Origin of the sequence: Variovorax sp. KK3, from assembly GCF_001984055.1 — a bacterium.
Classification (GTDB): Bacteria; Pseudomonadota; Gammaproteobacteria; order Burkholderiales; family Burkholderiaceae_C; genus Variovorax.
This window is the reverse complement of record NZ_LYVO01000001.1, coordinates 177,609-197,610: the sequence shown is the minus strand read 5'-3', so window position 1 is coordinate 197,610 and position 20,002 is coordinate 177,609. Positions and strand designations below refer to the sequence as shown.

The window sequence follows — 20,002 nt, the reverse complement described above, 5'->3', positions numbered from 1 at the left end:
GCCGCCATCAGGGTGCAGCGCGCAGCACATAGACCACAAGGCCGACATTGGCTGTGACGAGGACCACGAGCGCGAGTGCGAGCAGGCCGAAGAGCCAGCTTCGCCGCCCGGTATTGGCCGGTTGCCTCGACAGCTTTTCGACCGCCTGCGTCAGCTGATCGACCGCAGGCTGCTGCCGGCTCAATTGCTCGACCGACAGCAAAAGCTTGCTCGCCACGGCTTCGATTCTCGTCATCGTCGAGGCGACGTTCTCCGCCGCCGTGCTCGACCGGTTCGCGTGCTGCTCGATGGTTGCATTCAGGGGCGACATGGCCGACCGGAAGGCAGCCGTATTCGCATCTGCGACACGCTCCGCCGATCGAACCTGTTCGGCCACCTGCGATTGCAGGAGCGACGTCAAGCGGTGGTCAAGGCCCGACAGCGCGCCGATATCAGCGCGCAACTGGGTAAGGAGGGCGTTGTGGCCCTCCACGAGCGTCGCAAACTGCCCCTGCGTGCTGGCCATCGCACGCACTCCGTCATTCAACGCCTGGGCGTTGCGCTCGGCTGTCGCCACGCTGTCGCCGACGGAGGAACGCACCTGCGTCGCGTGGTCGGCGAGGCCGTTGCGATGACGGACCAATTGATCCGCGAACGCATCGAGATTGCGGGCGAGCTCCGATCCCGTCAGCGTCATCGACAGGACCGTCACCACTCGGCCGATGGCGTCCTCGATGCGCTTCATGATCCCGCGCTGCTGCAAGAAAAGGCTTTCGCCGATGAACTGGATCAGGATCGCACTCAGCAGGCCCGCCACGCTGGTCCCGAAGGCGATCGTCATGCTGTTGACCAGGGCGCCGAGTTCCTCGCCGCCGAGAGACCGGTTGGTGATCTTGACGAACATGGCACCAAGCGTTCCGAGTGCAAGCAGCAGGCCGATGAATGTACCGAGGATACCGAGCCGCAGTGCCAGCGTCTGCGGACCGCGAAGCCGGCGCGTTCCGTCGCGCAATTCGTTCGCGTAGATCTGCGCCAGCGTCGATATCGGTGGAAAGCGGCCGCTGGCGGCTTCGTGGCAAAGACTCTGGACCATCCGGACGCTCGTGCGCATCACGCCGTGATGCGCCTTCGCACCCACGACGAACTGCTCCCAGGTGTCGCCATCCACCGTCAGAACCGTTTCGCCGCTGGCAAGGCGCGTCTGCAGCCGCTGTCCGTTCTCGTCGATCTGCATGAGCGTCTGCTCTTCCGCCGCAAGGTCGAGGCGTGCACGCCTGGCGATCAGAAGTGCCCACGAGGTCGGCAGGACGTAGACGATCAACGCGGCGACGAACTCGGTCCGGCTCGCTTCCTCGTGAGGGTTGAGCAGCACGATCAGTACTGTGGGCAGCGCGACGGCGCAGATGAGTGCGATGGCCCAGAAGTGCGATTGCACCCAGCGCGCAGAGATGAAGCGGCGCATGCAGCGGAGGTTCCTTCAGTACATCGATGTGTCAATAGGGCTTTGGGCCGGGCTTCGTGTCGTCGGGCCCGTTCACTTTGCGCGACGACTTCCCTGGCGCTTTCGGCAACGCAGGAACACCGCCTGCGGCTTCCAGGCGCCGCGCCTGCTCGTCAAGCAGGTTCAGATCAGCTTCCAGGTCGGACTCCAGCGGCGCATCCTTGATGATCCCGATGCGCTTCTGTGCGATCGCTTCTGCCTCGGCCAACCGGTTCTTCCGAGCCAATTCTTGCATGTCATCGGTGTGAGCCAGCGCACCGTCAACCCGTTCGGCACTGTGATTGATCCTCTGTTTGGCCTCGACGAACTTGAGGTAGGCCTCTTGATGCTGAAGCATCTTTTTGGCTTGATCGAGCTTGGCGATGTCGCTTTGCAGGACCCTGAAGCTCACGAGCTCGATGCCCGCGTCGTAACTGGCCGAGGCCTGCTCCTGCAGCGCCTTTGCGACCTTGACTCGAAGCGGATCGTCACGGCTGGAGGTGAACAGCGCGAACATCGCGCTTTCACTGCTCTCCAGTTCCACCTGCAGCCACCTGCGAATCGTATTGAAGATCGTGTCAGGCGACAGGTTCTTTTGCTTGAGCTCAAACGCACGCCGCGGCCCTATCCCGTTGAGTCGGACGGCGACTTCCAGTTTGAATTCCTGCGCGTCGAACGTCCAGTCACTGGGCTTTGCGACCACGTCATTGAAGACGGCGTCGTCGGCACGCGCAAAGGTTCGCATGAACTCAATCAGCTCTGTATCCCGCTGGCGCACGTAAACAGACACGACCTTCATGCTGAGCTGATCTTCCAGCCCGCGCCTGACCTGCGCGGCAATCCTGTCGCGCACATATTCGGGCGCCGCAGTGCCTTGCGCGACCAGCTTGTTAGTGCCAGGCATGACCGGGTTGTCGGTGCCGGGCTCGAATCGTGTCAGATAGTCCTCCACCCGAACGTCGCGCACCGCCCCCGCGGCCGCGTTCTCGGCGACCTTGATCACTTCTGCCTCGACTTTGTCAGTGGGCCATGCCAACTCCTGGATGTCGTCGAGGCTCCCGAATGAGCCGGTGATGACCATATCGAACTGCACGGGGAAATCCGCCGTGACGCTCTGGTAGCGGCGCTGCGGCACGACCACCTCGAAGCGCTCGAGGTATTTCCACTCCGGCAGTTTCGACTGCAGGACCAAGGCGCGAAGACCGATGCCGATCGAAGCGGCACGTTCCTTGATGTTGGCTTCCAGCTTGTTCCTCAGTTCGTCTGCGTAGGCAGGCGTCAGAACGGTGAAATCGCTCTTCAACAGCAGTTCCTTGCTGGCATCCGCAAGGTTCGCCTTGAACCATTTGTCCAGATCGGGACGACCATGGCGCGCATACAGCGGCTCGCCGGAGGACTCGATGAAGGTTTCGAGTCTCACGTTGAACTTGACCACGCGTCCGTGAAGTGCCTGCCAGTCGAATTCGACATCACGCCACGACTTCTTAGCATGCTCGGGCGCTTCAGTCTTGGCAACCATCCAGCCGCACTTGCGACCGAAGCGATCCAGTTCGCGATCGAGCCCCGCTCGCAGCGCCTGTTCGAGCGCGTCGCGATCATGAAAATAGGTATGCAGCGACACTTGACTGCGTACCACCGCGCGGCTCGCGTCCGTCACGCGCTCGATCCATGCCGACTCGGTCTGCGGCTGCTTCGGGTCGAGCGCGCCCGACGACGAACTCACCTGCAATTCGAGGGACAGCTTCAGCAGATAGGTTTTGTCCGGATAGTCGGAAACGCGCACGTCGAAGGCCAGGTCTTTCAGTTCGATGGCTGGTGCATCCCAACCATCGACCTCGGCAACCCAATCGACCGCCAAGCCTCTTGCAGCCAGCCATTTGGCCACTTCATCCGCAATCCTCGTTCGACTCCGGTAGACCGCCACCTTGGCGGGAAGCCCGAGTTGCCGCCCTGACCGCTTCCACCAGTCGCTCACGGCCTTCTGCACTTCTTCCCTGAAAACGTACCACGGCTCGTGATCGTGGTGAAAAAGCCCGACCACGGCAGTATCGCAACTGCCCGCGATCTTCACCCGGCAACGGTATGGGACCACTACCGTATGGTTGTTCTCGAAGTCGCGGAGCGTGGCCTCAGATCGGACTTCCACCTCGTAATTCGCTCGGGCGACGTAGCGCCGATGCGCCCGCACAGACGCTAACAGGCCAGTCTTCACAGCCCCCTTCGCGTCGACGAAGATCTCCTTCTCTTCCGGCTTGGGCTTGTCGCCGGCTTCTGCGACTCGCACCACATCCCGGATGGGGTCATTGGGCTTCATGTCAATTTCCTTTGGCGTTCGCGATACGCATGTCCAAGCCTGCGCGAATCAGGCTCAGCTTGGATCTCTTCTTCTTCAGCATCTGGAGCACGTGCAACTTGTGGTCGGAATCGATTTCTCGCCCGGGCATGGCGCTGATTTTTGCCACCAGACGCGCAAGCATGTGGTCGAGTCGCTTCCATTGCAACGGAAGGGGCGGGACCGTCGTCTTGGCGCGTTTCTGGGGAAGTGCCGAATTGATCGCGTCAAGATATTTGCCGATCTTCTTGCGCGCGGCTGATGCATCGGCATCGCCTTCAGCATTGGCGTCGATATCGATGCCGGTTTGCTGAAAACACCAGTGCAGCAACACCAGGCCACCGAAAGCGTCGAGCGGCCAGAAGATGCGCTCGGATCTGGCCAATTCACGGGCCACGAACTTGTCGAGGTGGCCCGTGCTCAGCAGATGCGCAGCGTAGTCGCGCAAGAGGTAGTCCATTGTGACCGGGTCGCCACGTCCGTAAGCGAGCGCATCGCGATAGAAGCTGGCGAAATCCGCCAGCGCTTCAGCAGATTGCTCGTCGAGCGCGTCGTCCGACATTTCATCGGGTGAATCCGATCCCGGTTTCAAAAGGGCTGCCTCGGCGGCTTCCATGAGGCGGCGGCGATAACGGTTCACCGCAAATGCCGCGTCGCTGCGCTCGGGGGCAGCCAGCAGCATCCGGCCCATCGCTTCGCGCAACTGCCAGAGCCCTTTGCCCTCTTCGTCAGCACTGACTCGAATCTCTCGCCAATCGATGCGCAGCAGCAGCGGCAACAATTCGCCGGCCCGCTGCGTGCAGTCGACGAATTCGCCGCGAAGGATCTTGTTGCGACGCGCCGGATCGTACGTGCCTGTTCCACCACCGACGTCCCAGAAAATGGTGGCGATCCAGATTTCTCTTGCAAGACGGGACGAGCGCAACATCCGGCTCGACCGACCGTCTTGTGCCATCCATGGCGCGATGACTTCCAACGCCTGCATCTTGTCGGGGGTGCGTTGCAACCACTGGAGCATCATCTCCCGCAATGGCTCATACATGGTGTGGCCCGCAGCGTCGATCTGGCGGGCCAGCTCGGCGGAACCGTTGAGCTCGGGCGTGTCGAGCAAGATGGCGCATCTCAACAGAAGCAGAGCTTGCTGGCTGGCGCCGTGCGGCCAACGGTCCTCGTCGAGCAACGACGAGAGCATCCGCCGCTTCAAACTGTGATCGGGGTCGGAGCGAGCGATCTGAGCGTAGAACTCGACGACACAAAGCGCATGCCCGCGGCGCTCGAACTCTTGTCTGGAGACCATGCTGATCGGACTGCCCTCGCGGGCACCTTCGAGCAGGAGCCGATCCGCCGCGTCCAACGCCCATTCGATCATGTCCCTGAAGTACGACTCGTCGAACGACCTTTGCCCTGCGAGAAACTCGATGACACATCTGCGCAGCGCGTTGTCAGGGTGGAAAAGCGAGTCTTGCGAAACCAGACGATCTGCAACATCTTTGATCAGCGAAGGGTATTTCTGCAGCAGCAAGTTCTCCACTTCGGCGCGGCGCCCTTGGTCCTTGAACCTGACCATTCGGACATTCCCGTCCATTTGGATCGACAGATCAACCTCATCCAGCAAATGATCGAAGCGCGACACCCAAAGCGCTGGTGCAGATTCATCTTTTTTAGTGCGCCGCCGCATCACCGAAGATTCAGCGTCGGACGACGTTGTCTCTTCGACAACCTCGAACGCCTCCTCCTCCACCGTCATGCCGTACATCGCCAAGGCGCCGAATCGGCGCAGATCGTTGTACGCGAGCCCCGATTTCGCCACACAGGCGATCGCCAGCAAGTGCTTCTGGAGTGAAGCCTTGCCGGGCGGTTGGGACAGAATGCGCTTGATCCCGACCATCCAGGGATCCAACTCGAACGCCGCATTCAAGGCGTCGTCAAACTTTCTCTTGAGTTCGCCGGGCGAGACGCCGCCCTGCCCCTCGATATAAGTACGATGGAAGTCATACGCCGCGCGGAACAAGTTGATCTCGTCCGTTCGCTGATCTCCGCGACTCAGCAGCCTGATAGCGTCCGATATCAGCGCGTCAGACTTTTCGGCTTGCAGCGCTCTGGGATCGGTCTTCCACGAAGTGGGCATCTCCCGTTGCCATCGAACCTCGTGAATCCACCCATGGTCAGCGTCGCAGGCCGTCGTTGCTTTGTCGTAATACTTGAACTCCTGGCTTTGAACGTGTTCGACGACCAGCACCAGCCTTGCCGACCGCGCACGGAGCGAAGCCTCAAGTTCCTGAAATCGTGGCGTGGATGTCATCAACAGTCCGAGCAAGTCCTTCGGGCCCGCGGACAAGGCACGGGTTTCGGAGCGCGCCCAATACAGCGTCCCGGCCTGAACTTGCCGCACATGATTTAGCAGCCCGTCGATGTCTCCATTGATCGTTGAGCCGTATTCAAGTATGTCGATGCAATCAAATTCCTTGAAGGCTGAAGCTTCTACCGCGCAACACGCAATATGTTCGGCTTCGAAACGAGAACAGATGCAAATGATGTGAGAACGCGACCAAATCGCCTTGATGGCATCGCGCGTAGCAGAGGTCGGCTCCCAAGCCTTCACTCGATTCCGCGGTCGCTTGCGAAACTCTTCCAGCTCATCGGACTTGTCACGGCGATACGGGCCTTGGTCGCCACCAGGGCTTGGATCAGGTTCGGCCGAAGCTCCGTCCGACGCCGGGCGTGAATCCGCAGGACCTGTCGAGGCGTCACCGGCGCTTGTCCCGGCAATCGGCTGGATGACCGCAGGCGCTGGTTGGGGTGCTGCCTGCGCACCACTGTCCGGACCTGCCGGATCGGTCATGAACCTGCCCCCTCGAAATAGTCCAGCACCAGTCGAAACCCGACCCAGTCGACCCGAATGTGCGGGTGCAGATTGCGCCAGTGCCCACGGTTGCCGATGACGCCGTCCGAAGACATGTCGTCGATCACCCATTCCATTGCCTCGGCAGGTGGCGGCCGCACCCGCCAAGCATTCGGCCGCACGTCGCGCAACCACAGCCCGCCAGACGCCGACGCATCGCTCGGCGCTCGTCCGCTGCCTGCACTGACGCCCATCCACCATTCGGCAAGCGTCGGAAGGCGCCAGCGCAGGCCGGTGCGATCGCTGAGGTCACATGCAGCGCGCTCGGCATCCTGCCGTGAAACCTTGGTTGCCATGACTTCGCGCGGATCGTCTTCTTCGTTGCGTCGCTGACCCGCTTCGGTGGTGTCGAATGCGCTGCACATCAAGGCCACGGGCCGCGCGACCTCCAGCAGACGCCCATCCGGAAAGCGCACCACCCCCGTGGGCACCCAGGCCAGGCGCCGCATGTCCATGCCCGTCATTGCGGGGATGACGCGTTCAAGCTCCGCACTCCGGCGTTTCAGCGTCGCAGCGTCTGTTTCTCGATCAGGCGGGACCGAGCAAGGCGAACTGCCCCAGGCCGCATGGAGCCGTCCGAGCAGTTCGTGCGCACCGGCGCGCGTCACCGGCGCTGGCGTGTTGAAGGCCGAGCCCCACGCGGGGCCGAAGAAATCGTCGACCAGTCTTGGATGGCTTTTCAGACGCAGGCACAGATCCCCCGATTCGGACGCATCCCAAGTCGAGAACGCGATGCCCCGGTCCCTGAGGAGTTGCTTCTGCTTCGCTATTTCATCGACCAGCGTCTTGCTTTGAAGCGACACGGTGACGCACAGGACGAAATGCTTGATCTCGGTCGCAAACTTGCCCTTCAGCAGGGTGTCGACCGCTTTCCTGATGTCAGGGGCCGAGAAGCTCTGTACCCGCTTGCATTGGTAGCACGCGAGATCGTTGCTTTTGCCGTCTCGCGCAATGATGTCGATGCCGTATTGCGCTTCTCCGGGCGTTCCGTACCGGAGCGCGTCCTCGATCGTGGCGTCCTTGCGCACCAACTGGTACACCAAGCTCTCGAACGCGTTCCACTCGATTGAGGCAAAAGGAAGGGCCTGTGCGCGGGAGCGAACAGGGGGATCGACGCCCTGTCGGTTGGGCTCGTGGCCTGCCAGCTTCTTGATTTCCGCGTTCTCAGGAGCCACTCGACCTCCGACAGAATGAGGTCACGAAGCTACAGTATCGCTGGGAGCTTGTGAACAGCTATCCGCCTGTACCGGCCGATTTTTTCATGTCGGCACGCGCCGAGAGCAGTGCGCGGCGAGCGATCCGCTGGCGAACCCGCCTCGAACGCTACGAGCCGCGCTGCGACCGAATCACTCCCACTCGATCGTCGCCGGCGGCTTGCTCGACACGTCGTACGTCACCCGGTTGATCCCACGCACCTCGTTGATGATTCGCCCCGACACTTTCTTGAGCAGCGCATAGGGCAGTTCGGCCCAGTCGGCGGTCATGAAATCGCTGGTTTGCACGGCGCGCAGGGCGACCACGTAGTCGTAGGTGCGGCCATCGCCCATCACGCCCACGCTCTTGACCGGCAGGAAGACGGTGAAGGCCTGGCTGGTCAGGTCGTACCAGCTCTTGCCGGACGCTGCGTCCGTGAAGTTGCGCAGCTCCTCGATGAAGATCGCGTCGGCGCGGCGCAGCAGGTCGGCGTATTCCTTCTTGACCTCGCCCAGGATGCGCACGCCCAGGCCCGGGCCCGGGAAGGGGTGGCGGTAGACCATCTCGGGCGGCAGGCCGAGCGCCACGCCGAGTTCGCGCACTTCGTCCTTGAACAGGTCGCGCAGTGGCTCCAGCAGCTTGAGCCCCAACTGTTCAGGCAGGCCGCCGACGTTGTGATGGCTCTTGATGGTGACGGCCTTCTTGCTCTTGGCGCCGCCCGACTCGATCACGTCGGGGTAGATGGTGCCCTGGGCCAGCCACTTCGCGCCCTTGGCGCCGGCGCTGGTCAGCTTGGCGGCCTCCTGCTTGAAGATCGTGACGAACTCGCCGCCGATGATCTTCCGCTTGGCCTCCGGGTCGCTCACGCCGGCCAGCTTGCCGAGGAACAGTTCGCTGGCATCCACCCGGATCACCTTGGCGTGCAGCTTGCCGACGAACATGTCCATGACCATGTCGCCTTCATTCAGGCGCAGAAGGCCGTGGTCGACGAAGACGCAGGTCAGCTGGTCGCCGATGGCGCGGTGGATCAACGCGGCGGCCACCGAGGAATCGACGCCGCCGGAGAGGCCGAGGATCACTTCCTCGTCGCCCACCTGCTCCCGGATGGCCTCCACCGCCTCGGCGACGTGGTCGCGCATCACCCAATCGGGCTCGACGCCGCAGATGCCGAGCACGAAGCGATCGAGGATCGCCTTGCCCTGCTGCGTGTGCGTGACTTCGGGGTGGAACTGGACCGCATAGAAATGCCGCGTCTCGTCGGCCATGCCGGCGATGGGGCAGCTCTCGGTGGAGGCCATCAACTTGAAGCCGGGCGGCAGTTCGGTGACCTTGTCGCCGTGGCTCATCCAGACGTTGAGCATGCCGTGGCCTTCGTCGGTGGTGAAGTCGGCGATGTCGCGCAGCAGTTCGGTGTGGCCGCGGGCACGCACCGCAGCGAAGCCGAACTCGCGCTTGTGGCCACCTTCGACTTTGCCGCCGAGTTGATGGGCCATGGTCTGCATGCCGTAGCAGATGCCGAGCACCGGCACGCCCAGTTCGAACACGGCCTGCGGCGCCTTGTCGGTGGATTCCTCGTACACGCTGGCATGGCTGCCGGAGAGGATCACGCCCTTGAGCGTGCCGTCCTTGGCGTACTCGCGCACCCACTCGTCGCTGACGTCGCAGGGATGGACTTCAGACAGGACGTGCGCCTCGCGCACGCGCCGGGCGATCAGCTGCGTGACCTGGGAGCCGAAGTCGAGGATGAGGATCTTCTGGTGTTGCATGGGGGGCTTTTCAAAAACTGAGGCAGACAGTGCGTCGGTAGTAGCTAGAAATGCAATCGGGCCGCGTGTTGTCCACGCGGCCCTGCGATTCCTTGCCTGGAAGGCAGCTCCCGGCTACTCCGCCCGATAGTTCGGGGCTTCCTTCGTGATCTGAACGTCGTGCACGTGGCTTTCGCGGATGCCGGCGGTGGTGATTTCGACGAACTCGGCCTTGTTCTTCATGTCCTCGATGGAGGCGCAACCGCAGTAGCCCATGCTGGCGCGCAAGCCGCCGGACATCTGGTAGATGATCGACACCATCGAGCCCTTGTACGGGACCCGGCCTTCGATGCCTTCGGGCACCAGCTTGTCGGCATTGGGGTTGCCGGTGGTCGATTCCTGGAAGTAGCGGTCGGCGCTGCCCTGCTGCATCGCGCCGATGGAGCCCATGCCGCGGTAGCTTTTGTAGCTGCGGCCCTGGAACAGCACGATTTCGCCTGGCGCCTCTTCGGTGCCGGCGAACATGCCGCCCATCATCACGGTGCTGGCACCGGCCGCGATGGCCTTGGCGATGTCGCCCGAGTAGCGGATGCCGCCGTCGGCGATCAGCGGAATGCCGCTGCCCTGCAGCGCGGTGGCCACGCTGTCGACCGCCATAATCTGCGGCACGCCCACGCCGGCCACGATGCGGGTGGTGCAGATGGAGCCGGGGCCGATGCCGACCTTCACCGCATCGGCGCCTGCGTCGGCCAGCGCGCGGGCGGCGTCGCCGGTGGCGATGTTGCCGCCGATCACGTCGACCTGCGGATAGTTCTTCTTGACCCAGCGCACGCGTTCGATGACGCCGGCGCTGTGACCGTGGGCGGTGTCGACCACGATGGCATCGACGCCGGCCTTGACCAGTGCCTCGACGCGTTCCTCCGTGCCCTCGCCCACCCCGACCGCTGCACCCACCCGGAGGCGCCCGCTGGCGTCGCGCGCCGCGTTGGGAAAGCTGGTCTGCTTCGCGATGTCCTTGACGGTGATGAGGCCCTTGAGCTCCCAGGCGGTGTTGATGACCAGCAGGCGCTCGAGCTTGTGCTTGTTCAGGAGCGCCTTCGCCTCCGCCGGCGTGGTGCCCTCCGACACGGTGATCAGGCGTTCGCGCGGCGTCATGATCTCTGTGACCGGCACGTCGTAACGGCTCTCGAAGCGCAGGTCTCGGTTGGTCACGATCCCGACGACCTTGCCGCCGTCGACCACCGGGAAGCCCGAGATGCCGAGTTCTTCAGACAGCTGCAGCACCTGGAACACGGTGTGGCTGGGCGTGATGACGACCGGATCGCGCAGCACGCCCGATTCGTAGCGCTTCACCTTGGCGACCTGGGCGGCTTGCTCGGCCGCCGTGAGGTTCTTGTGAACGATCCCGATGCCGCCCTCTTGCGCCATGGCGATGGCAAGGCGGGCTTCGGTCACGGTGTCCATAGCCGCGGAGACGAGCGGCAGGTTCAGCGTGATGTTCCGGGAGAGCTTGGTGGCGAGGGAGGTGTCCTTGGGCAGGACCTGGGAGAAGGCTGGCACCAGCAACACGTCGTCGAAGGTGAGCGCTTTGCCGAGAAGGCGCATGGGTGAGGCTCCAAAAGACGGATTGTAACGATGGCCCCATGCCCGGCTGGCGCGCGGGCCCATCGGGATGTGAGCCAAACGCTGCGCGAATCTGGAAAATGCACACCCTGAAACGTTGCAAAACGTAAGGCAGCGCTAAACTGCGCCCATGAAGCTCGCGCACCTGCTCGTCATCGGATCCGCCTGCCTGTTCGGGGCAACGGCTGCCCAGGCCCAATGGCAGTGGATCGATCAGAACAACAAGAAGGTCTTCAGCGACACCTCGCCCCCGCCTGACATTCCAGAGAAGAACATCCTTCGTCGCCCTGGCCCGCCTTCGTCGGGGCGCGTCACCTTCAGTCCGTCGCCCACGCCCGACGCAGGCAACAGCCAAGCCGCGGCGGCCCCGGCGTCCGCACCGAACGCCGCCGCCGGCGGAGCGAGTGCCAAGCCCACCGGCGTGGACAAGGAACTCGCTGAAAAAGCGCGCAAGGCCGAAGAAGCCGAAAAGGCCAAGCAGGCAGCCGAAGCGCAGAAGGTGGCCCAGGCCAAGGCCGACAACTGCCAGCGCGCAAGGCAAGGCAAGGCGACGATGGACAGCGGCATCCGCGTCGCCCGCCTCAACGCAGCGGGTGAACGCGAGGTCATGGACGACAAGGCACGCGCCGCCGAAACGCAGCGACTGGATTCCGTGATCGCCAGCGACTGCAAGTAGTCGTTTTCAGTCGCGGCTCGCCGCCCTTTCCTTTGCGGACGCCTATTGCCGCTTCTTGGGTAATCAATAGCCCGGCTTGCCGCCTTTGCGCCGGCTCGCGAACAGGCCGGTGCCCCGCGCGCCCTGCTGACGAAATCGCTCGCGCCGCGCGATCTTGGGATCGGCCGTGAGAGGCCGGCAGAGTTCGATGCGATCCAGGTTCTGCACCGCGTGGTCCCAGGCCACCGCCCGCCCCCAGATGCCGGGCACCATCGCTTGCTCGTCGCCAAGCTCGGCATGGCGTGCCACAAGGCCGCTTTCGCGCAATGCATCCCGGACCGTGGCGCCCTCGGCCACGTCGACGACCGACTCGAGCACGTCGCGCTCAGCCGGCGCGTAGGCGACCGTCACGCGGGGCATCAGCTTTGGCCGTAGACGTGCTCGGCGCGCTTCACGAAGGCCTCGACCAGGTTGGAGGCGATCTTGTCGAACACCGGCCCGACCAGCGCCTGCAGCGCGAAGTTGCTGAAGCCGTAGCTCAGGTCGAGCTCCACGCGGCAGGCGCGTTCGCCTTCCTCGCCCACGGGCATGAACTTCCATGCGCCTTCGAGGTGGGAAAAGGGCCCGTCCACCAGCCGCAGGTGCACTTCGCGGCCAGGGACATGGGTGTTGCGCGTGGTGAAGCTGTGGTGAAAGCCGCTGAAGGCCAGGCCGACCTCGGCGGTCATGCCGTTGCCGTCTTGCTCGATCACGCGCGACCGGTCGCACCAGGGCAGGAACTCGGGGTACTTCGCGACGTCGGTGACCAGGTTGTACATCTCCTCGGTGCTGTACCAGATCAGGACGGACTTGTGGACTGTTTTCATGAAGTCGTATCAGGCTTCGGTCGATTGTATGGAGGCCACCGCGCCGGCTCGCGGGGCGGCGGCGCACAAGGCGATCGAGTCGGGTGCCCCGGCCCATTTCATAGAATCTCCGACCGTGTGTGCGCCAGAAGTTGAGCGGTTGCCATGCGCCCCCAACTGACGAAGCCATGGCTACCAAGAAACAAGACACTCCTTCGCGCATCGCGGACAACAAGAAGGCCGCCTACAACTACTTCTTCGAAGAGCGCTTCGAGGCCGGCATGGTGCTGGAAGGCTGGGAAGTGAAGTCGCTGCGCGAGGGCAAGGTGCAGCTGACGGATGGCTACGTGGTGATCCGCGACGGCGAGCTCTTCGTCATCGGCTGCCAGATCAATCCGCTGAAGTCCGCCTCGACCCACGTCAACCCGGACTCCGTGCGCACCAAGAAGCTGCTGCTGCACAAGGAACAGATCCGCCGCCTGATCGGCAAGGTGGAGCAGAAGGGCTACACCTTGGTGCCGCTCAACCTGCATTGGAAAGCCGGCAAGGTGAAGTGCGAGATCGCTTTGGCCAAGGGCAAGGCCGAGCACGACAAGCGCGACACCATCAAGGACCGCGAAGGCAAGCGCGAGGTCGAACGCGCGATGAAAAGCCGCAACCGCTAGAAGGAGCCCTCTTCCATGGCCGCACAACCGCTCGACGCCGAGAGCACCAACCCGCTCGAGGGCGGACCCAGTTTTTCGTTGCGCAACCGCCTGCTGCGAGCGGCCTGGAACGTCAGCTGGGCCGTGCTGGCCTCCTGGACGCCGCCGCAGATGCGCTTCTGGCGCCGCTTCCTGCTGAAGCTCTTCGGCGCGCAGCTGGGCGAGTCGTGCGATGTGCGCGGCAGCGCCAAGGTTTGGTATCCGCCCCACCTGCACCTTGCGGACCGCGCCCTGCTGGCCGAGCGAGTGAACTGCTACAACATGGCGCCGATCACGTTGGGCCAGGCCGCATTGGTCTCGCAGGGCGCGCACCTCTGCGCCGGCACGCACGACATCGCCTCGCCGACCTTCCAGCTGACGGCCAGCCCCATCACCATCGGCGCTGGCGCCTGGATCGCGGCAGAGGCCTTCGTGGGCCCCGGCGTGACGGTGGGCGAAGGCGCGGTGCTGGGCGCCCGCGCGGTGGCATTCCGCTCGCTCGACGCCTGGACGGTATACGGCGGCAACCCGGCACGGGCCCTGAAGCCGCGGGTGCTTCGACCCGAGCGTTAGAAGACCGATATTTTTTTGCGGCGCGGGAATAAACTGCAACGCCCAGGCGTTTGTGCAGCGATGGATTCACGAGCCCTCATCGACCACATCCCCAGCCTGCGCCGTTATGCGCGCGCGCTGACGGCGGATGCCTGGGCCGCCGACGACCTCGTGCAGGACACCTTGGAACGCGCCTGCCACAAATGGCAGCTGTGGATCATCGGCAGCGACTTGCGGGCGTGGCTCTTCACGATCATGCACAACGTGTTCGCCAGCCAGGCCCGGCGCGCACCGCCACGCGCCACGGCGGACATCGACGAACTGGGGCCGCAATTGCCCGGGGCCGATGGCAGCCGCGACCGTGCCATCGACCTGCAGCGCTGCCTGATGATGCTGCCCGAAGACCAGCGCGCGGTGCTGCTGCTGGTGGCGCTCGAAGACCTGTCGTACGCACAATTGGCTCGCGTACTCAACATTCCTCTGGGCACGGTCATGTCCCGCCTGGCGCGGGCACGCGTGCGGCTGCAGGACCTGATGGAAGGCGCGCCGCCGCCGGCCGCCGGGCGTCCCGGCCTGCGTCGCCTCAAGTGAAGTCGAGCGCATCGTGATGAAGCCGCCTTCAGCCAGACCACCCGACACCGACCAGGCCGGCTGGCGCGCCCAGCGCGATGCCCTGCGCCGGCTGCATCGCGACGTGCTGGACGAGCCCGTGCCGCCCTCGCTGGTGGCGGCCGCCGAACAGGTGGCGGCCCGGCAGAGCCTGCACGTGGCCTGGCTGCGGTGGGGCGGCATCGCGGCCAGCTTGCTGCTGGCTTTCGGCATCGGCTGGCTCGGCCATCTGGGCTGGTCCGCCCAGCAGAGCGCAGCGATGCTCGCGTCGGCGCCGGCGGCACGCGAGTTCGTTCATGCGGCAGCCGTGGCGCACGCCGTGTACGCGCCCGAAAAGCGCCACCCTGTCGAAGTGGCGGCCACGGAACAGCAGCACCTTGTGCAGTGGCTGTCGCGACGACTCGACCGCCCGCTCAAGGTGCCCGATCTGTCGGCGCAGGGCTACGTGCTGGTCGGTGGTCGTCTGCTGCCGGGCAGCGAGGGCGCCAGGGCACAGTTCATGTTCGAGAACAGCGATGGTCAGCGGCTGACCCTTTACATCGGCAGCCTGGACCGAAATGCGCAGAAGCCGGCGTCGGCCAGACAGGCCGACGAAACGGCGTTTCGCTATTCCGCCGAGGGTCCGGTACCCAGTTTCTACTGGATCGACCAGGGCCTCGGCTATGCGCTGACGGGCCCGCTGTCGCGGGAGGCACTGCTGGGCCTGGCCGATGCGGTCTACCGCCAGCTGTGACGACGATTTATCAACCCCAAGGAGAAAACTCAAATGAAACTGCTCAGCGCCTCGATCCTCGCGGCCGCCTTGCTGGCCGGCTGCGGCGGCATGTCCAAGACTTCATCGGCGCCGGACACGCCGACCCGCACAGCCGACGGCGTGCTGATCGGCCCGAACGGCATGACGCTCTACACCTTCGATCGCGATGCCGCCAATAGCGGCAAATCGGCATGCAACGGCCCCTGCGCCACCAACTGGCCGCCGCTGGCAGCCGCCGACGGCGCCAAGCCGATGGGCCCCTACACCATCGTCACGCGCGACGACGGCAAGCGCCAGTGGGCTTACAAGGGCTGGCCGCTCTACTACTGGACCAAGGATGCGAAGGTCGGCGACCGCACGGGTGACGGCGTCAACAACGTCTGGAAGGTCGCGCGGCCCTGATGGCCGCCGGGGCGCTGCGCTCAGCAGTGCCCCTTCTTGGCTTGCCCAGGGGGGCAGTGGTAGCCGCCATGACGGTGGTCATCGCGCCCGTGGCGATGATCGTCGTGGCGGTGGTGGCGATCCTCGAAATCACGCCCCCCGTGCCTGCGCTTGCCCGAATGCTTCCAGCCCGGCTCGACCCAGCGCCAGCCTCCGTCGGCACGCACCCAGCGCCCCGGCGCATATGCATAGTCTGGCCGCGACCGCTCCCAATACCCACGGCGCCACGCATAGGCGTTTTCATTCCACTGCCAGTGGCCGGGCGCCCAGACGTAGCCCGCGCGAGGCGCCGGCACGACCTCGTAACGCGGCGCGGGCGGCGCCACGGTGACGATGCCCGGGACGTTGATGTGCACCTGCACCTGGGCCGAACTGCCCATGGAGGTCGTGGCCGCCGCTGCAGCCAGCACGAGAGCGAAAAGTCGCATCGGGAATTCCTGTCGAAACAAAGTACGGATCAAGGCCCACCCAGAACGCGCCGAAGAAACGGCGCGAAGTCGGTGAAACCCCACGTTAGTGCGGGCCGGGCACCGCAACCGCTGCTGCGGCGCGCCGGCCGCGCAAGCCCAGCCATTCATTGAACACCAGGGCACCGATCACCATCGCGCCCCCGGCCAGCACGCTCGGCGCAGGCTCTTCACCCGCGCCCAGCCAGGCGAACGCGATGCCGAAGATGATCTCGAGCAGTGCCAGCAGCGCGACTTCGGGCGCCTTGAGCACCCGCGCGCAGAGCACCGATAGCACGCAGGGAATCGCGAGCTGAAACACGCCCAGGAAGGCCAGCAGGCCGACGTCGTGCGCATTCGCCTGAAACGGCCATGCGAGGGGGAGCGTAAAAAGCGAACACAGGGCGGCGCCGATCAGCACCGAAGGCACCAGGTCCACGTCATGCCCCTTGCCATGGGCGTGCTGCACCACGGTCCAGTTGCAGGCGCCGGCCAGCGGCACGCAAAGCGCCACCAGCGTCCCCGCCAGCACGCCCTGGTCGCCGTGGCCGAGTTGGGTACCGTACATCCAGCCGATGCCGATGCCGGCCACCACGATCGCAAGCCAGGTCCGCAGGGGGAGCCGGTGCCCGATGAAGACGCGCGCGGCCAGCGCGGTCAGCAGTGGCCCCAGCGCCATCGTCACCAGCACATTGGCCACGCTGGTCAAGGTGAGCGCGACCATGAACGCAGTGAACATCACACCCCAGCAGACGCCGGAGATCCAGAGCGCCCGGCCGCCCGAGCGGATGCTGCCGAAAACCGCCCGGCCCTGCCAGGCCGGCAGGATCACGATCAGCGCGGCGAAGGTGAAGAAGCTGCGCCAGAACGTGATCTCGAAGCTGCGCGCGTGCTCTAGATGGCGCGTCACCACACCCGCCGTGGCCCACATGAGGGTCACGGCGACCATCAGCCAGACAGCCCGGCCGTGGGTCAGGCCCGTCCTAGACGGCGCCTTCGCGGCTGGCGCGCTTGCGCTCATGTTCCTTCAGGAAGCGCTTGCGCAGGCGCACGCTCTTCGGCGTGATTTCGACCAGCTCGTCGTCTTCGATGAACTCGACGCCGTATTCGAGCGTGAGGTCGATCGGCGGAGTGATCTTGATCGCGTCTTCCTTGCCCGACACGCGGAAGTTGGTGAGCTGCTTGGTGCGGGTGGCGTTGACGACCAGGTCGTTGTCGCGGCTGTGGATGCCGACGATCATGCCTTCGTACACCGGATCGTTGGCCCGCACGAACATGCGGCCGCGGTCGTCCAGCTTCCCCAGGGCGTAGGTGAAGATTTCGCCGTCGTCCATCGAGATCAGCACGCCGTTCTTGCGGCCGCCGATGTCGCCCTTGTGCGCCTCGTAGCTGTCGAAGATGTTCGAGATGAGGCCCGTGCCGCGCGTCAGGTTCAGGAATTCGTTGGAGAAGCCGATCAGGCCGCGCGCCGGGATGCGGTATTCGAGTCTCACGCGGCCGTTGCCGTCCGGCTCCATGTTGACGAGTTCGCCCTTGCGTTCGCCCAGCGCCTGCATCACGCCGCCCTGGTGCTGGTCTTCGATGTCGGCCGTCACCATTTCGATGGGCTCGTGTCTTTCGCCGTCGACCTCGCGGAACACCACGCGCGGCTTCGACACGGCCATTTCGTAGCCCTCGCGGCGCATGTTCTCCAGCAGGATGGTCAGGTGCAGTTCGCCACGACCCATGACTTCGAACACGCCTTCTTCGTCCGTTTCAGCGACGCGCAACGCCACGTTGTGCTGCAGTTCCTTCTGCAGCCGGTCCCAGATCTGGCGGCTGGTGACGAACTTGCCTTCGCGGCCGGCCAGCGGGCTGGTGTTCACGCAGAAGTTCATGGTCAGCGTGGGCTCGTCGACCTTGAGCATCGGTAGCGGCGCCGGGGTCGCCGGGTCGGTCACCGTGACGCCGATGCCGATGTCGGCGATGCCGTTGATCAGCACGATCTCACCGGGGCCGGCTTCCGTCGCCTGCACGCGCTCCAGGCCCTGGAAGGTCAGCACCTGGTTGACGCGGCCCTTGATCGTCTTGCCGTCCGGGCCTTCCATGACCACCACGTCCATCATGGGCTTGAGGGTGCCGGCGTTGATGCGGCCCACGCCGATGCGGCCGACGAAGGTCGAGAAGTCGAGCGCGGAGATCTGAAGCTGCAACGGTGCTTCGGGATCGCCTTCGTGCGCAGGCACGTGCTGAAGGACGGTGTCGAACAGCGCCGACATGTCCGGGCCCCATTGTTCGCCCGGCGCGCCCTCTTCCATCGACGACCAGCCGTTGATGCCGGAGGCATAGACCACCGGGAAATCGAGTTGATCGTCGGTCGCGCCCAGCTTGTCGAACAGGTCGAAGGCGGCGTTGACCACGTGGTCGGGCCGCGCACCCGGCTTGTCGACCTTGTTCACGACCAGGATCGGCTTGAGGCCCAGCGCCAGCGCCTTCTTGGTCACGAAGCGCGTCTGGGGCATGGGGCCTTCCTGCGCGTCGATCAGCAGCACCACGCCGTCGACCATGCTCAGCGCCCGCTCCACTTCGCCGCCGAAGTCCGCGTGACCGGGGGTGTCGACGATGTTGATGTGCGTGTCCTTCCACGTCACGGCGCAGTTCTTGGCCAGGATCGTGATGCCGCGCTCTTTTTCGATGGCGTTGTTGTCCATCACGGTGTCGACCACCTTCTCGTGCTCGGCGAAGGTGCCGGACTGGCGCAGCAACTGGTCGACCATGGTGGTCTTGCCATGGTCCACGTGGGCGATGATGGCGATGTTGCGGATCTGTTTGTTGCTCATGGTGTGGCTTCGATCAAAAGTGTCTGCTGTATTTCGAGGGGGTTCAGCAAGCGCCCCGGAATGAGTTCGCCGCCCTTCACGTGGGCAGTGCCGAGAAAAGCATACGGGTCCTGTCCGAAGACGGCGACTTCCTCGGCATCGGACCAGCCGCCACGGCGGCGCAGGCCCGAGAGAAAGCGTGCCGCATCTTCGGCGGCCAGCGTGACGTTCGTATGGCCGGCAAGAAGCGTCTCGGTGGGCAGCAGACATTCGAGCCGCTGCGCCTCGTCCATCGCCTCGAGCGCCTGCAGCGTCACGCACTGCGCGGCGTCGAACCCGCCCGTCGCGACGCGTCGAAGTGTCCTCAGGTGGGCCCCACAGCCCAGCGCCTGACCGATGTCTTCGCCCAGCGTGCGGATGTAGGTGCCCTTGCTGACGGTCGCACGAATGCGGATGCAGTCGTCGGGCATCGCGTCGAGTTCGAGCGAATGGATCACGACGTCGCGCGGTGCGCGCTCGACCTCTACGCCCTCGCGCGCGTAGGCGTAGAGCGGCTTGCCGTCCTTCTTGAGCGCGCTGTGCATTGGCGGCACCTGCCGGATCGGGCCGGTGAACTGCGCCCGCACGCGCGCCAGGTCTTCAGGTGCAACGATGACCGGACGTTCCTCGATCACCTCGCCCTCTGCATCGCCGGTGGCGGTGCGCACGCCCAGCCGGGCGATCGCCTCGTAGGTCTTGTCCGCATCCAGGTGCAGCTGGCTGAACTTGGTCGCCGCACCGAAGCACAGCGGCAGCACGCCAGTCGCGAGCGGGTCGAGCGTGCCGGTGTGACCGGCCTTTTCGGCGCGCAGCAACCATTTGGCCTTTTGCAAGGCCTGGTTGCTGGAGAGGCCCAGCGGCTTGTCGAGCAGCAACACCCCATGCACAGGGCGCCGCTGCACCCTGGTGCGTGGCGCGTTCATGG

General features: G+C 64.6%; 18 protein-coding genes. 6 read left to right on the top strand and 12 right to left on the bottom strand.

The window, feature by feature from the left end:
- Nucleotides 1-7: 7 nt before the first annotated feature.
- The 6 genes from B0W80_RS00970 to guaB form a co-directional block, all read right to left on the bottom strand.
- Nucleotides 8-1,441 (bottom strand): hypothetical protein, encoded by a 1,434-nt coding sequence (locus tag B0W80_RS00970; RefSeq protein WP_076997218.1) that lies wholly within the window; start codon nucleotides 1,439-1,441, stop codon nucleotides 8-10.
- Between the two features lie 31 nt (nucleotides 1,442-1,472).
- Nucleotides 1,473-3,773: a hypothetical protein gene (locus tag B0W80_RS00965; RefSeq protein WP_143684423.1), complete on the bottom strand. Its 2,301-nt coding sequence runs from the start codon at nucleotides 3,771-3,773 to the stop codon at nucleotides 1,473-1,475.
- A 1-nt stretch (nucleotide 3,774) separates the two neighbouring features.
- Entirely contained in the window at nucleotides 3,775-6,633 is a 2,859-nt protein-coding gene (locus tag B0W80_RS00960) for a hypothetical protein (RefSeq protein ID WP_143684422.1), read from the bottom strand.
- Nucleotides 6,630-7,868: a formylglycine-generating enzyme family protein gene (locus B0W80_RS00955; protein ID WP_143684421.1), complete on the bottom strand. Its 1,239-nt coding sequence runs from the start codon at nucleotides 7,866-7,868 to the stop codon at nucleotides 6,630-6,632. The genes B0W80_RS00960 and B0W80_RS00955 overlap by 4 nt, the downstream gene beginning before the upstream one ends.
- 171 nt (nucleotides 7,869-8,039) lie before the next feature.
- Nucleotides 8,040-9,653: a glutamine-hydrolyzing GMP synthase gene (guaA, locus tag B0W80_RS00950; protein ID WP_076997214.1), complete on the bottom strand. Its 1,614-nt coding sequence runs from the start codon at nucleotides 9,651-9,653 to the stop codon at nucleotides 8,040-8,042.
- 114 nt (nucleotides 9,654-9,767) lie between these two features.
- Nucleotides 9,768-11,237, bottom strand: coding sequence for an IMP dehydrogenase (gene guaB / locus B0W80_RS00945; protein WP_076997213.1), 1,470 nt, complete (start codon nucleotides 11,235-11,237; stop codon nucleotides 9,768-9,770).
- 148 nt (nucleotides 11,238-11,385) lie between these two features.
- On the opposite strand from guaB, the gene B0W80_RS00940 reads away from it, so the two are divergent.
- Complete coding sequence (locus B0W80_RS00940; RefSeq protein WP_076997212.1) at nucleotides 11,386-11,931, top strand: DUF4124 domain-containing protein; 546 nt, start codon at nucleotides 11,386-11,388, stop codon at nucleotides 11,929-11,931.
- Between the two features lie 63 nt (nucleotides 11,932-11,994).
- Here the strand turns inward: B0W80_RS00940 and B0W80_RS00935 are convergent, their stop codons facing one another.
- Both B0W80_RS00935 and B0W80_RS00930 read right to left on the bottom strand, forming a co-directional pair.
- Nucleotides 11,995-12,330 carry an RnfH family protein gene (locus B0W80_RS00935; RefSeq protein ID WP_076997211.1) on the bottom strand — a complete coding sequence of 112 codons (336 nt, stop codon included), beginning with the start codon at nucleotides 12,328-12,330 and terminating at the stop codon, nucleotides 11,995-11,997.
- Entirely contained in the window at nucleotides 12,330-12,776 is a 447-nt protein-coding gene (locus B0W80_RS00930) for a type II toxin-antitoxin system RatA family toxin (RefSeq protein ID WP_076997210.1), read from the bottom strand. Before B0W80_RS00930 ends, B0W80_RS00935 begins: the two co-directional genes overlap by 1 nt.
- A 167-nt stretch (nucleotides 12,777-12,943) precedes the next feature.
- Here B0W80_RS00930 and smpB point away from each other — a divergent pair, with 167 nt between their 5' ends.
- Genes smpB through B0W80_RS00905 form a run of 5 tightly spaced genes read left to right on the top strand, consistent with a single transcriptional unit; the run spans nucleotide 12,944 to nucleotide 15,755 of the window.
- Nucleotides 12,944-13,420, top strand: coding sequence for an SsrA-binding protein SmpB (gene smpB / locus B0W80_RS00925; RefSeq protein ID WP_076997209.1), 477 nt, complete (start codon nucleotides 12,944-12,946; stop codon nucleotides 13,418-13,420).
- A 15-nt stretch (nucleotides 13,421-13,435) separates the two neighbouring features.
- Complete coding sequence (locus B0W80_RS00920; RefSeq protein ID WP_076997208.1) at nucleotides 13,436-14,011, top strand: putative colanic acid biosynthesis acetyltransferase; 576 nt, start codon at nucleotides 13,436-13,438, stop codon at nucleotides 14,009-14,011.
- A 60-nt stretch (nucleotides 14,012-14,071) separates the two neighbouring features.
- A complete protein-coding gene (locus B0W80_RS00915) occupies nucleotides 14,072-14,581 on the top strand; it encodes a sigma-70 family RNA polymerase sigma factor (RefSeq protein ID WP_076997207.1) in 510 nt (169 codons plus the stop codon).
- Between the two features lie 16 nt (nucleotides 14,582-14,597).
- On the top strand, nucleotides 14,598-15,332 hold the full coding sequence (locus B0W80_RS00910) for an anti-sigma factor (RefSeq protein WP_076997206.1): 735 nt from the start codon (nucleotides 14,598-14,600) through the stop codon (nucleotides 15,330-15,332).
- A 33-nt stretch (nucleotides 15,333-15,365) separates the two neighbouring features.
- Nucleotides 15,366-15,755: an ATP-binding protein gene (locus B0W80_RS00905; RefSeq protein WP_076997205.1), complete on the top strand. Its 390-nt coding sequence runs from the start codon at nucleotides 15,366-15,368 to the stop codon at nucleotides 15,753-15,755.
- A gap of 20 nt (nucleotides 15,756-15,775) precedes the next feature.
- Here the strand turns inward: B0W80_RS00905 and B0W80_RS00900 are convergent, their stop codons facing one another.
- The 4 genes from B0W80_RS00900 to truB all read right to left on the bottom strand — a co-directional run bounded on the left by B0W80_RS00900 (nucleotide 15,776) and on the right by truB (nucleotide 20,000).
- Nucleotides 15,776-16,222: a YXWGXW repeat-containing protein gene (locus tag B0W80_RS00900; protein ID WP_076997204.1), complete on the bottom strand. Its 447-nt coding sequence runs from the start codon at nucleotides 16,220-16,222 to the stop codon at nucleotides 15,776-15,778.
- Between the two features lie 85 nt (nucleotides 16,223-16,307).
- A complete protein-coding gene (locus B0W80_RS00895; protein ID WP_179106798.1) occupies nucleotides 16,308-17,189 on the bottom strand; it encodes a DMT family transporter in 882 nt (293 codons plus the stop codon).
- 34 nt (nucleotides 17,190-17,223) lie between these two features.
- Nucleotides 17,224-19,059 (bottom strand): translational GTPase TypA, encoded by a 1,836-nt coding sequence (gene typA, locus B0W80_RS00890; protein WP_076997202.1) that lies wholly within the window; start codon nucleotides 19,057-19,059, stop codon nucleotides 17,224-17,226.
- Nucleotides 19,056-20,000, bottom strand: coding sequence for a tRNA pseudouridine(55) synthase TruB (gene truB, locus B0W80_RS00885; RefSeq protein WP_076997201.1), 945 nt, complete (start codon nucleotides 19,998-20,000; stop codon nucleotides 19,056-19,058). The genes typA and truB overlap by 4 nt, the downstream gene beginning before the upstream one ends.
- Between the last annotated feature and the right edge of the window lie 2 nt (nucleotides 20,001-20,002).